The sequence below is a fragment of the Pseudomonas sp. Sample_20 genome, from assembly GCF_004307585.1.
In the GTDB taxonomy this organism is placed as follows: Bacteria; Pseudomonadota; Gammaproteobacteria; order Pseudomonadales; family Pseudomonadaceae; genus Aquipseudomonas; species Aquipseudomonas atacamensis.
In genome coordinates this window covers 4719-17737 of sequence record NZ_RCOA01000060.1, presented here as the reverse complement: position 1 = coordinate 17737, position 13019 = coordinate 4719, and the positions used below count along the sequence as shown (strand labels likewise).

Below are 13019 nucleotides of genomic sequence, written 5' to 3'. Positions count from 1 at the left end.
GCTCGCTCGAGGTCCTGTTGATGACTCAAGAACCACTAGTTCGCGAAGCAGAGGTGGCCGCATTCCGCGACGCCGTCCTGACCAAACTCACCTACGCCGTGGGCAAAGACCCCGATCACGCCTTCGACCATGACTGGTTCGAAGCCATCGCCCTGGCTGCGCGTGATCACATGGTCGAACACTGGATGGACCACACCCGACAGATCTATCGCAAAGGCCAGAAGCGCGTTTATTACCTCTCGCTGGAATTTCTCATCGGCCGTTTGCTCTACGACAGCCTGAGCAACCTCGGCCTGCTCGACGTCGCCCGTGAAGCGCTGACCGAACTGGGCGTCGATCTGGAACGCATTCGTCTGCTGGAGCCCGACGCGGCGCTCGGCAACGGCGGCCTCGGTCGTCTCGCGGCGTGTTTCATGGAGAGCATGTCGACCCTCGGCATCGCCGGCCATGGCTATGGCATTCGTTATGAACACGGCTTGTTCCGTCAGGCGATTGTCGATGGCTGGCAACAGGAGCAGACCGAACACTGGCTGGATTTCGGCAACCCTTGGGAATTCGAACGGCCGGAAGTGGCCTACCCGATCGGCTTCGGCGGCAGCGTCGAAACCGTCACCGATGCCTCCGGCAAGACTCGTCAGGTCTGGTCGCCGGCGGAAACCGTGCGCGCCATTGCTTATGACACGCCGGTGGTCGGCTGGCGCGGAGCGAGCGTCAACACTCTGCGCCTGTGGCGTGCCCGCGCCATGGAAGACCTGCACCTGGAACGCTTCAACGCCGGTGACCACTTGGGCGCCGTGGCGGAAGTGGCCCGCGCCGAGAGTATCTCTCGCGTCCTTTATCCGGCCGACAGCACCGAAGCCGGGCAAGAACTGCGCCTGCGTCAGGAATACTTCTTTGTCGCCGCTTCGCTGCAGGATCTGCTGCGCCGTCACCGCAACATGCACACCTCGGTGCTGACCCTCGGTGATCACGCGGCGATCCAGCTAAACGACACTCACCCCTCGATTGCAGTGGCCGAGCTGATGCGCCAACTGGTCGACGTCTACGACGTCGCGTGGGACGCAGCATGGCAAGTCACTGTCGACACGCTGTCATACACCAACCACACGCTGCTGCCGGAAGCGCTGGAAACCTGGCCGGTCGGGCTGATGGAACGCATGCTGCCACGGCACATGCAGATCATTTATCTGATCAACGCGCAGCACATCGACTCGCTGCGGGCCAAGGGCATTCACGACTTCGACGTGTTGCGCGCGGTGTCGCTGATCGAAGAAGACAACGGCCGCCGGGTGCGCATGGGCAACCTCGCGTTCCTCGGTTCGCACAGCGTCAACGGCGTGTCCGGTCTGCATACGCAACTGATGCGCAAAACCGTATTCGCCGAACTGCACAAGCTCTACCCTGAGCGGATCAACAACAAAACCAACGGCATCACCTTCCGCCGCTGGCTGTATCAGGCCAACCCGGAACTGACTTCGATGCTGGTCGATGCCCTCGGCCCGGACCTGCTCGATCACCCTGAAGAGCGCCTGCTCGAACTCGAGCCGTTCGCCGAGAAAACCGCGTTCCGCAAAGCCTTCGCCGAGCAGCGTTTGCACAGCAAGAAGGCGCTGGCCTATCTGATTCACGAGCGCCTGGGGATCGCGGTCAACCCGGCGGCGATGTTCGACGTGCAGGTCAAACGTATCCACGAATACAAGCGTCAGTTGCTCAACCTGATGCACACCGTGGCGTTGTATCAGGCGATTCGTGCCGAGCCGGAAGTCGACTGGGTGCCACGGGTGAAGATCTTCGCCGGTAAAGCGGCGGCGAGTTACCACCAGGCCAAGCTAATCATCAAACTTACCAACGACATCGCTCGGGTGGTGAACAACGATCCGACCGTGCGTGGCCTGCTGAAAGTGGTGTTCCTGCCCAACTACAACGTCAGCCTGGCCGAGAGCATCATCCCGGCGGCGGACTTGTCCGAGCAGATTTCCACCGCCGGTTTCGAGGCGTCGGGCACCAGTAACATGAAGTTCGGCCTCAACGGCGCGCTGACCATCGGCACCCTCGACGGTGCCAACGTGGAAATGTGCGAGCGCATCGGTGCCGAGCACATGTTCATCTTTGGTCTCAGCGCGCAGCAGGTTGAGGCGCGTAAACAGAACCACGAGTTCAGCGCCGTACCCGACATCGCCGCCTCCCATCGTTTGAACGATGTGCTGCAAGCGATTCGCAGCGGTGTGTTCTCGCCGGACGATACCTCGCGTTATACCGGCCTGATCGACTCGTTGATCGACTATGACCGCTTCCTGGTCTGCGCCGACTTCGACTCCTATTGGGAAGCGCAGAAGCGCGTCGACGCGCACTGGCATGACTCGCAGAACTGGTGGCGTTCGGCGGTGCTCAATACCTCGCGGATGGGCTGGTTCTCTTCCGACCGGACGATTCGCGAGTACGCCACGGATATCTGGAAAGCGCTGGAGTAACTTTCCCCGACAAATCTGCGCAAGGCCCAGCGTTTGTTGGGCCGGATCGATATACTGAGCGCCGGTTAATAGGCATCAATCACCGCCGTACCCTGTGGGAGCGAGCCTGCTCGCGAAGCGATCGTCGACTTAAACAGAAATGTTGGCTGACAATCCGCCTTCGCGAGCAGGCTGGCTCCCACACGGTTTGTGCCTAGACTGAAGCCATCGCCGGACTCGCCCCGCCCCGGGGCTGCTTAGGGATATCGACCATGCAATGGATGTTCATGTTGATCGGGCTGGTGCTCGGTGGACTGCTCGACGAGTCGTTGAGTGGCGCGCTGTTGGGTGCGCTGCTGGGGCTGGTCATCGGCCAGGCGCTGCGCATCGCGCGCCTTGGCTCGCAGGCGGCGGAGCAACAGCGTCAACTCGAGCAGGTGCGCGAAGCCTTGCAAGGCGTGGCTCAGCGGCTGTTTGTGCTGGAGGGTTCGCCCTCGCATGCGCCCGCGCCGTCACCTGAAGCCGAGCCAGTCGCCGCACCCGTCGACGTGGCTGAGCAGGCTGCCCCGACCCCTGAACTGATCTGGGAACTGCCCCCCGAAGTCGAACCGATCTCCACCGTCGCCCGCGAAACCAGCCAACCGTTGCCGGCGGATGTCTGGCGCGCCGAACCGGCTCCTGCGGCACCGCCACAAAAACCCGCCGAACCCCGTGGCCCGAACCTGATCGAACGCGGCATCAGCGCTGCGCGCAACTGGCTGTTTGGCGGCAATACAGTGCTGCGCGTCGGTGTGGTGCTGCTGTTTTTCGGTCTGGCATTTTTACTGCGTTACGCCACCGAAGGCATGGTGGTGCCGATCGAGTTGCGTTACGCCGGCGTCGCGGCAGCGGCGTTGGCTCTGCTTGCGCTGGGCTGGTGGTTGCGCCGACGCAACAGCAACTATGCATTGATGCTGCAAGGCACCGGGATCGCGGTGTTGTACCTGACGGTGTTTGCGGCGATGCGTCTGCATCCGTTGCTTGATCCGTCCGCTGCACTCGGTTTGCTGGTCGCGGTGACGGTGTTCTCGGCCATTCTGGCGATTACCCAGGACGCGCTGGGGTTGGCCGCAGCGGCGGCACTCGGTGGTTTCGCCGCGCCGATTCTGACTTCTACCGGGGAAGGCAATCACGTCGCACTGTTCAGTTATTTCGCCTTGCTCAACGCAGGCATTCTCGCCATCGCCTGGTTCAAGGCCTGGCGCCTGCTCAACCTGATCGGTTTCGTCGGCACCTTCGGTATCGGTTTCGCCTGGGGCCTGCGTTCCTACACGCCGGAACTGCTGTGGAGCACCGAGCCGTTCCTGATTGTGTTTTTCCTCATGTACCTCGCCATCGGCCTGCTGTTCGCCCGGCGCAAATTGCGCGACCTGCAGGATGCTCCGGCGGAGGCTGATCGCGAGGCGCTGCTGCAATGGTCTGCACGCAAGGGTGATTACGTCGACGGCACCCTGCTGTTCGGCCCGCCGATCATTGGCTTCGGTTTGCAGTTTGCGTTGGTCCAGCACCTCGAATTCGCGGCGGCGTTCAGTGCGTTGGCGCTGGGCATGATCTATATGGCGCTGGCCAAAGTTTTGATGGGCGGGCGCGCGATGCTGCTGGGCGAAACCTGCCTGGCGCTGGGAGTGATTTTCGCCAGCCTGGCGATTCCGCTGGGGCTCGATGCGCGCTGGACTTCTGCGGCGTGGGCCGTGGAAGGCGCGGGAATTTTCTGGCTTGGCTTGCGTCAGCATCGACCGTTTGCCCGGGCCTTTGCCTTACTGCTGCAACTGGGTTCGGCACTGGCGTTTCTCAGCCAGTTGCAGCCCGGCGAGAGCAGCCTGCTCGACGGCGCACCGCTGGGCGCGCTGATGCTTGGCGCCGCGCTGCTGTTCAGTTTCTTCCAACTGCGCAAGGCTACGCCCGAGCAGACATTGCCGTGGGAAAGGCAAGGCCTGCCAGTGCTGGCGTGTCTGGGCCTGACGTTCCTGTATCTGCTGGCGCCGTTGTTCCTGTTCATCCAGGGCACGGCGATCAGTTGGGCGTTGGCCGGTTTGGCAACGTTGTTTGTCGGCTTGCGGATTCAATCACGCACATTCCTGTTCACCGCATTCGCCGTGCAGTTGCTGGGCGGCGCGTTGTTCCTGCTGCGCCTGCAAACGGCCGGCGAAGATTCGACGGCGGTGTTCAGCGCTGGCTGGAGCGGTTTGCTCAGTGCGTCCTTGATCGGTCTGGCCTTGATTGGCGGCATGCTGCTGGCGGCGCGGGACGAGATGGTGCGCGGCGATGTGCGCCTGCTGCGTGGCTTGTCGGTGGTGCTGCTGGCCGGGCTGGTACTGATCAATCTGGCGGTGCTGTTCGTGCTGCCGTGGCAAACCGCGAGCGCGGTGTGGGCGGCCAGCGGCTTGCTGATCATCTGGCTGAGCCTGTACCTGCAACAGCGTCTGAGTTTCGTTTTCGGGCTGCTGTTGCAGGTGGTCGGCGGCGCGGCGTTTCTGCTCGCCGGCCCCGAATGGCTCGGGCCGTTGTCTAGCGAAGGATTGCAACCATTGGCCCATGGCGGCTTCTGGACACCGCTGGTGCTGGGGCTGGCCGCGCTGATCGGTGCGTGGCGCTTGCAATTGGGCAACCATGCCACGGCTTTTGATGCCTTGAGTTTGCAGCGCTTGTCGCAAGTGCTGCTGGTCTGGGGCGCCGGTTGGTGGACGCTGGCGTGGGTCAGCGAAATCCTGCGTTTCGCCTCGCCGAACCTGCAAGGCACATTGTTGCTGCTGGTCGCTGCGATCAGTGTGGCGCTGTGGACGATTTTGTCACTGCGCTTGAAATGGCCGGCGCTGGGGTTGCTCTGCACCTTACTGATTCCGGCGGCGGCGCTGGTTTTGCTCGGCGCTTGGCATTCGCGCTACCACCCGGCCGCCGACTTCGGCTGGCTGGCGTGGCCGGCGCTGTTCGCGGTGCACTTCTTCAGCCTGCGCCGCTTGGCGTCGATGTTGCCGGCGCGCGCATTGAGCGTGGCCCATGTGCTCGGTTGCTGGCTGCTGATTGGCGTGCTGGCGCTGGAGTTGCGTTACGGCCTGCTGCTGTTGTCCGAGCAATACAATGCCTGGCGCTGGTTGGGTTGGGCGATTCTGCCGAGCCTCTATCTGTTGCTGATGGCTGCTCCCCGTACGTGGCCTTGGCCGGTGGCCGCGTTTGCCCGCGAGTACCGCTTATATGCAGCGGCACCGCTGGCGGTGTTGATGCTGGCGTGGTTCTGGCTGGCCAATGGTGTCAGCGATGGCAATGCCGAGCCGTTGCCTTACGTGCCGCTGCTCAACCCATTGGAGCTGGGGCTGCTGTTTGCGCTGTTCGGCGTTTATGTCTGGTCGCGCAGCGCCGTTGCGCAGTTGTCGATCCGTCAGGATCATGCCGACCACGCCACGCAACTGATCGCCGGGGTTTCGCTGTTCGCCTTCTGCACCGCGCTGGTCACCCGCGCGGCGCATCACTGGGCCGGCATCCCGTTCGAGCTTGATCAACTGCTCGCGTCAATGCTGGTGCAGGCCGGCCTGTCGATCGTCTGGACGTTGATGGCGCTGGGGCTGATGATCGGCGGCCATCTGCGCCATCGCCGCGAAGTGTGGCTGATCGGCGCGGCGCTGATTGCGCTGGTGGTGGCCAAACTGATTTTTGTCGAACTGAGCAACCGTGGCGGTCTCGCCCGGATCGTCTCGTTTATCGGTGTCGGCGTATTGCTGCTGGTGGTCGGCTACTTCGCGCCGCTGCCACCCAAACGCGTCGAGGCCGAACCGGCGGCGGACAAACCCGCGCCGGATACCGAAGGAGTTGCATCTTGAGTCGCATGCTGAATCTGGGGTGGTTGGCGCTGGGCGTGGTGATAGTCGCTGGCGCTCAGGAAAAACCGGCGGACTTCGCCACGCAAGTGCCGTTGACGGTGAGCGGCAATGGCCCGTGGTATCGCCTCGACCTGCCGCTGAGCGCGCAATTGCAGGCGCGCCAGACCGATCTCAGCGACCTGCGTGTGTTCAACGCCGCCGGCGAAGCGCAGGCCTACGCCTTGGCTCGCGAATCGGCGCAGACCCGCGACGACGGCAAGCTGCACGAGGTCAAATGGTTCCCGCTGTACAACGCCGCCGACGCCAGCGAGCGCGCGCCGAATGTGCGCGTCCAGTCGACCACCAACGGCACCCTGGTCGAAGTGCAACCGTCCTCGCAACTGGAGGCGGGCGAAGAAGTGCTGCGCGGCTGGCTGCTCGATGCCAGTGCGATAAAGGCACCGTTGCAGCAGTTGATCCTCGACTGGACCAGCGAGCGCGACGGTTTCCAGCGTTTCAGTATCGAGGCCAGCGACGATCTGCAGCACTGGCAGTCATGGGGCGAGGGCCAGGTGGCGCGGCTGACCTTTTCCGATGAGCGCATCGAACAGCACGAAGTGACCCTGCCGGGGCAGACCGCGCGCTATGTGCGCTTGCTGTGGGAGTCGCCGGGCTCGGCGCCCGTCCTGACGTCGGCGCAATTGAAAAGCAGCGACCCGCGCAACCTGCCGCTGCCTTTGGTGTGGTCGCCCAGCGTGGCCGGCAACAGCAGCAAATCCGGGGAATACATCTGGCAGCTGCCGATGGGGCTGAATGTCGAGCGGGTGCAGGTTGAGCTGAAACAGCCGAACAGTCTGGCGCCGGTCACGTTGGCCGGCCGGCGCGAGAGCAACTTGCCATGGCAGCCACTGAGCAGCGGTTTGCTGTATCGCCTGAGCCAGAACAATCAGGACGTGGTGCAGAACGAAATCCCGCTGTCCGGGCAGACCGTGCAGCAACTCAAGCTGACCGTGGATGAGCGCGGCGGCGGTCTGGGTGAGCAGGCGCCGGACCTGAAATATGCGGTGCGCGCCACGCAAGTGATCTTCCTCGCCCGGGGCGAAGGGCCGTACAGCCTGGCCTTGGGCAATGCCACGGTGAAAACGGCGAACCTGCCGCTGGCAACGTTGATTCCGGATTTCAAGCCAGAAAAGCTGGCGAGCCTGGGCAAGGCGACGGTGCAGGACGAAGCAGTGGCCACGCAAACCTCAACGGCGACGACGGCTGCGGTGGCCGGGACTAACTGGAAGAAGTTCGGCTTGTGGGCGGTGTTGCTGCTCAGTGTGGTGTTTCTCGGAGCGATGGCGTTCAGCCTGTTGCGCAAGCCGCCTGCCAATACCTGAGCATGGCGGCGCTGCGCGCCATTCGCTGGCAAGCGAGCTCCCACAGTGATCTCGGTCGTTCACATATTTTGTGTACACCACACATCCTGTAGGAGCTGGCTCGCCAGCGATGGCGGCCGGTCAAACAACAAAAATTCATCAGACTGCCGCTATCACTCAACCACCACCCGCCCCATTTCCAACTACGCTCAACCCTACACCTGAACTCTCCACCGACAATCACGTCTCATGCAGGCAAATACACCCAGGCGCACGTTAGCCGGCGTCTTCGCTCGCTAGGTTTTCAGACTCCCTGTAAACTGCGCGGGTTTTCCGCCCCCCATTCCACCGGAGCCGTCCATGTCCCGCGTTACCTTGAGTCGCTATTTGATTGAGCAGACCCGCAGCAACAACACTCCTGCCGATCTGCGCTTTTTGATCGAAGTGGTAGCGCGTGCCTGCAAGGAGATCAGCCACGCCGTGTCCAAAGGCGCCCTGGGTGGTGTTCTGGGCAGCATGGGCACCGAGAACGTGCAAGGCGAAGTGCAGAAGAAGCTCGACGTGATCTCTAACGAGATCCTCCTCGAAGCCAACGAATGGGGCGGTCACCTGGCCGGCATGGCGTCCGAAGAAATGGACAACGCCTACCAGATCCCGGGCAAATACCCGAAAGGCGCATACCTGCTGGTCTTCGACCCACTGGACGGCTCGTCGAACATCGACATCAATGCCCCGGTCGGCACGATCTTCTCGGTACTGCGTTGCCCGAACGAGTACCTGAGCCAGAACGAGCCGCTGAACGAAAAAGCCTTCCTGCAGCCAGGCACCCAGCAAGTGGCCGCCGGCTACGCCATCTACGGCCCGCAGACCATGCTGGTGCTGACCCTGGGCGACGGCGTCAAAGGCTTCACCCTCGATCGCGAAATGGGCAGCTTCGTCCTGACTCACGAAGACATCACCATCCCGGAAACCACCCAGGAATTCGCCATCAACATGTCCAACCAGCGTCACTGGGAAGCCCCGGTGCAGCGCTATGTCGGCGAGCTGCTGGCCGGTGAAGAAGGCCCGTTGAAGAAGAACTACAACATGCGTTGGGTCGCGGCGATGGTTGCCGACGTCCACCGCATCCTGACCCGTGGCGGTCTGTTCATGTACCCGCGCGACAGCCGCGAGCCGTCGAAACCGGGCAAGCTGCGCCTGATGTATGAAGCCAACCCGATGTCGTTCCTTGTCGAACAAGCCGGCGGCGCGTCCACCGACGGTCACCAGCGCATTCTCGACATTCAGCCGGAAGGCCTGCACCAGCGCGTTGCAGTGTTCCTCGGTTCGAAAGAAGAAGTCGCCCGCGCTACGGCCTACCACAAGGAATAAACCATGCACGCGCCCTGGCAGCCGTTGCTCGACTGGTGGTTCGGACACGCCGAATCAGCCAGCGAAGTAGCGGCTGAAAAGGGCAAGTTGTGGTTCGGCAAGCGAAACAGCCAAGACCTCGAAGCGCAGACGCGTTTCGGGGTCTTTGTCGATCAGGCCCTGGCCGGCGAATTGACCGAGTGGACGCAATGTCCCGAAGGTTGGCTGGCGGTGGTGCTGTTGCTTGATCAACTGCCACGCATGATCTATCGCGACACCCCCAAAGCATTTTCCGGTGATCTGCTTGCGCAGAAGCTTGTCGCGCAAGGCGTTGCGGCGGATTTTGATCGGCAGTTGAAACCGATTCAGCGGGTATTCATTTATCTGGTATTCGAACACTGCGAAAACCTCGCAGTGCAGAATGAGGCTGTTTCCAGATTTATCGAGCTGGTGGCTGAACAGCCGGAAACGGAGCGGGCCGTGTTTGCCGATAACCTGGACTATGCCGAGCGGCATCAGAAGGTGATTGCCCGATTTGGCAGGTTTCCGCATCGCAATGCGGTGTTGGGGCGGGAGTCTACGGCTGAAGAGTTGGTATTTCTTTCCGAACCTGGATCACGGTTCTAGTTTGCTGGGCTGGATCCAGTTCATCTAGCGCAAGAAATACGTCTTCAGCGTTTGTATAGTTTCCGCGATCGATTTCCTCGCTACCCAGCGCAAGGATTGCCAATAATGTGATTTGATCTGGATGAACCCCGTTGTGTTTCTTGTTCATCTGGCAAATTCCCGATGTTTATATTGAAGACATTCTGCGTGATGCGGGCCGCCTTCGCGAGCAGGCTCGCTCCCACAGGATCTGGTGGTGCACTCAAATTGTGTAACCACCGGAGATCCCTTTGGGAGCGAGCCTGCTCGCGAAGAGGCCTGAGGCTGCAGCTTAGATCCTGAAGCTGCCGACCAGATGCTTCAACCGCGCCGCCTGCTGCTCAAGATCCGAACAGGCGCGCAACGTCGCCTGCAAGTTCTCTACCCCTTCCTGATTCAGCGTGTTGATCTCGTTGATATCAACGTTGATCGACTCGACCACGGCGGTCTGTTCTTCGGTCGCGGTGGCCACCGACTGGTTCATGCCGTCGATTTCGCCGATGCGCTGGGTCACGCTGCCCAGACGCTCGCCGGCCTGGTTGGCGATGCCGACGCTGCTTTCGCTCTCGCGCTGGCTCTCGGTCATGATGGTTACTGCCTGACGTGCGCCGACCTGCAGCTCTTCGATCATCTTCTGCACTTGCTGCGCCGAATCCTGGGTGCGGTGCGCGAGGTTGCGCACCTCGTCGGCGACCACGGCGAAACCGCGTCCGGCTTCACCGGCGCGCGCGGCTTCGATTGCGGCGTTGAGTGCGAGCAGGTTGGTCTGCTGGGAGATGCTGGTGATCACTTCGAGAATCTGACCGATGTTCACCGTGTTGCTGTTCAGCGTTTCGATATTGCCGCAGGAATCGCTGATCTTCGCCGACAGTTGTTGCATGGCGTGGATGGTTTTATCCACCACCTGCTGGCCGTCGACCGCGAGGCTGCGCGCATCGCTGGAATGCTGCGAGGCGAGGGCGGCGTTCTGGGCGATTTCCTGAGCGGCGGCGCCGAGCTGATTGATCGCGGCGGCGACACTGTTGGTGCGGCTGGCCTGCTGGTCGGAGTTGTACATCGACGAGTTCGAGGCAGCGACCACCCGCAGGGCGACTTCGTTGACCTGGCCGGTAGCCGAGGACACTTCGCGGATCGACGTATGAATGCGTTCGACGAAGCGGTTGAACGAAGTGCCCAGCGCGCCGAATTCATCATTGCCGTGAATCACCAGACGTTTGGTCAGATCGCCTTCGCCTTCAGCGATGTCATGCATCGCACGGCCCATGGTCAGCAGCGGTTGCATCAGCACGCGAATCAGCATGCCGAGCAGGCCGATAATGATCAGCACCGCGATGACCATGGCGATCAGTGCCGAGGTGCGGAATTCGCTGAGCATCGAGAACGCGGTGTCTTTGTCGAGCACCAGTGCCACGTACCAGTCAGCCGATGGCACGCCGTTGACGTGGGTGAATGAGATCAACTGGGTCTTGCCGTCGAACTCGACTTCTTTCAGGCCCGGGCTGACTTTGGGCGCACCGTTCGGATAAGCCTCGGCCAGTGTTTTGAGCACCAGCTTGCTGTCCGGGTGAATCAGGATCTTGCCTTCGGCGCTGACGATGAACGCATGACCGTGGCCGCCGAAGTTCAGCGAGTTGATGATCGCGCTGACGCTGGTCAGATCGATGTCGGCACCGGCGACGCCGAGCATTTGGCCCTGACGCTGCACCGGGGTGGCAACGGTGATCACCAGTTTGCCCGACGAAGCGGCGATGTACGGTTCGGTGACGATGGTTTGTTGTGCGCTGTTGGCCGCTTTGTACCAGCCGCGCGCGCGTGGATCGTAGTCCGGCGCACGGTTGCCGGCCGGCACCGAGAACATCACGCCGTCAGCACCGCCAAAATAGCTGAGCTGGAAATTGCCGGTGTAGGCGGGCAGGTCAATGATGCGCTTGAGGCTGGCGGGCGCATTGCCATCGACGGCGACTTGCTGCGACAGCGATTGCAGCAGTTGGATGCGGCTTTCCAGCCAGGTCTGAATGTTGCTGGTGGTCAGGCTGCCCAGTTCCTGCATGGTCGCTTCGGTGCTGCTGCTCAAGGCCTGACGCTGGCGATAGTCGTTGAAGAAGATGAAACAGGCGAACGCAACGGCCACCACAAGGGCAGCAGCCAGCAGAATCTTGTGGCTGAATTTCATGTTTCTGGTCATCGAATGAACTACCGCGAAGGGGCTGGTCAGGAAAGGGCGGCAATTTGCCATAATCGGCAGCGTTGCGCTGCTCTTATTTCGACCGCGCCGCGCCAAAGATTAGGCGCTTGCGGGGAAAGTCGACGAAATGCTCGTCGGCTTCACAAAGTTTTTGATTTACCGGCAAAAGCCGGACGGGCGGGCTGATAAATAGGCGTTCGGTCACGGAACCAGATGACACTTTTCTCTTCTAAGCTTCTGGTTGGCACCATGCCATCCCCCCTCGTTCCAGGAGTTTCACCATGTCGCTGCGATCTATCGCCCTGCTGTCGTTTTGCGTGCTGTTGGCCGCATGCAGCAAGGTCAATCAGGAAAACTACTCCAAGCTCTCGGCCGGCATGGCCAAGTCCGAAGTGGAAACCCTTCTCGGCAAGCCCACTGATTGCTCGGGCGCGCTCGGTATGTCCAGCTGCACCTGGGGCGACAAGAACAGCTTTATCAGCGTGCAATACGCCGGTGACAAAGTGCTGATGTTTTCCGGCCAAGGCCTGAAGTAAACCGGGGCTTCGCGCCCACGGAGAAAAAAATGAAGCGGTTATTGCTGATCCTTTTTGCTGGCCTGGTACTGGCTGGCTGCGCCACTTCCGGCGTCGACCCGTTGGCGCCCAAGACCGTCAACAGCGTCAATCTCAAGCGTTATCAGGGCACCTGGTATGAACTGGCACGCTTGCCGATGTACTTCCAGCGCCACTGCGCGCAATCCGAAGCCCATTACACCCTCAAGCCTGACGGTAATGTCGGCGTGCTCAACCGTTGCCTGACCCCGGAGTGGCAGTGGGAAGAAGCCAAGGGCACGGCTTATCCACAAGTGCCGGGCAAGACCGACAAGCTCTGGGTCGAATTCGATAACTGGTTCTCGCGCCTGGTGCCGGGTGTGGCGAAGGGCGAGTACTGGGTGTTGTACGTCAGCGACGATTACAAGACCGCCATCGTCGGCGATCCGAGTCGCAAGTACCTGTGGCTGCTGTCACGCACACCGACCGTCAACGGTGTAGTGCGTGAAGAATTGCTGAGCAAGGCGCGTCAGCAGGGTTACGACACCACACGCCTGATCTGGCGGGCGTCGGATCGGCAGATGGCCAAGACGTCCAATTAAGAGCGAAAAGATCGCGCAGGACCCGGGTGAAGGCTCGGGCGCTGTGCTCTTCGCCGGCAT

At 61.6% G+C, this 13019-nt stretch carries 8 protein-coding genes; 7 read left to right on the top strand and 1 reads right to left on the bottom strand.

All coding sequences use genetic code 11. The features are described from left to right. Positions 1-20: 20 nt before the first annotated feature. From D8U70_RS13065 to D8U70_RS13045, 5 genes are all read left to right on the top strand, one after another. Complete coding sequence (locus tag D8U70_RS13065; protein WP_016772100.1) at positions 21-2471, top strand: glycogen/starch/alpha-glucan phosphorylase; 2451 nt, start codon at positions 21-23, stop codon at positions 2469-2471. Between the two features lie 251 nt (positions 2472-2722). After that, the gene (locus tag D8U70_RS13060; protein WP_130929044.1) at positions 2723-6304 is read left to right on the top strand and encodes a DUF2339 domain-containing protein; all 3582 of its coding nucleotides are present in this window, start codon (positions 2723-2725) and stop codon (positions 6302-6304) included. Further along, positions 6301-7665, top strand: a complete 1365-nt coding sequence (locus tag D8U70_RS13055) for a DUF3999 domain-containing protein (RefSeq protein WP_130929043.1) — start codon at positions 6301-6303, stop codon at positions 7663-7665. The genes D8U70_RS13060 and D8U70_RS13055 overlap by 4 nt, the downstream gene beginning before the upstream one ends. A 339-nt stretch (positions 7666-8004) precedes the next feature. Further along, positions 8005-9015, top strand: coding sequence for a class 1 fructose-bisphosphatase (locus D8U70_RS13050; protein WP_016772098.1), 1011 nt, complete (start codon positions 8005-8007; stop codon positions 9013-9015). A 3-nt stretch (positions 9016-9018) separates the two neighbouring features. Continuing rightward, a complete protein-coding gene (locus D8U70_RS13045; protein ID WP_130929042.1) occupies positions 9019-9621 on the top strand; it encodes a DUF924 family protein in 603 nt (200 codons plus the stop codon). A gap of 310 nt (positions 9622-9931) precedes the next feature. On the opposite strand, the gene D8U70_RS13035 is transcribed toward D8U70_RS13045, so the two are convergent. Then, the gene (locus tag D8U70_RS13035) at positions 9932-11824 is read right to left on the bottom strand and encodes a methyl-accepting chemotaxis protein (RefSeq protein ID WP_206663048.1); all 1893 of its coding nucleotides are present in this window, start codon (positions 11822-11824) and stop codon (positions 9932-9934) included. Between the two features lie 281 nt (positions 11825-12105). Here D8U70_RS13035 and D8U70_RS13030 point away from each other — a divergent pair, with 281 nt between their 5' ends. Continuing rightward, positions 12106-12360 carry a hypothetical protein gene (locus D8U70_RS13030; protein ID WP_016772095.1) on the top strand — a complete coding sequence of 85 codons (255 nt, stop codon included), beginning with the start codon at positions 12106-12108 and terminating at the stop codon, positions 12358-12360. A 29-nt stretch (positions 12361-12389) separates the two neighbouring features. Then, positions 12390-12959, top strand: coding sequence for a lipocalin family protein (locus D8U70_RS13025; protein WP_016772094.1), 570 nt, complete (start codon positions 12390-12392; stop codon positions 12957-12959). The last annotated feature ends 60 nt before the right edge of the window (positions 12960-13019 follow it).

Coding starts and splice junctions, on each gene's coding strand:
- D8U70_RS13045 (WP_130929042.1), top strand. CDS start 9,019: ATGCACGCGCCCTGGCAGCCGTTGCTCGACTGGTGGTTCGGACACGCC.
- D8U70_RS13030 (WP_016772095.1), top strand. CDS start 12,106: ATGTCGCTGCGATCTATCGCCCTGCTGTCGTTTTGCGTGCTGTTGGCC.
- D8U70_RS13060 (WP_130929044.1), top strand. CDS start 2,723: ATGCAATGGATGTTCATGTTGATCGGGCTGGTGCTCGGTGGACTGCTC.
- D8U70_RS13035 (WP_206663048.1), bottom strand. CDS start 11,824: ATGACCAGAAACATGAAATTCAGCCACAAGATTCTGCTGGCTGCTGCC.
- D8U70_RS13050 (WP_016772098.1), top strand. CDS start 8,005: ATGTCCCGCGTTACCTTGAGTCGCTATTTGATTGAGCAGACCCGCAGC.
- D8U70_RS13065 (WP_016772100.1), top strand. CDS start 21: ATGACTCAAGAACCACTAGTTCGCGAAGCAGAGGTGGCCGCATTCCGC.
- D8U70_RS13025 (WP_016772094.1), top strand. CDS start 12,390: ATGAAGCGGTTATTGCTGATCCTTTTTGCTGGCCTGGTACTGGCTGGC.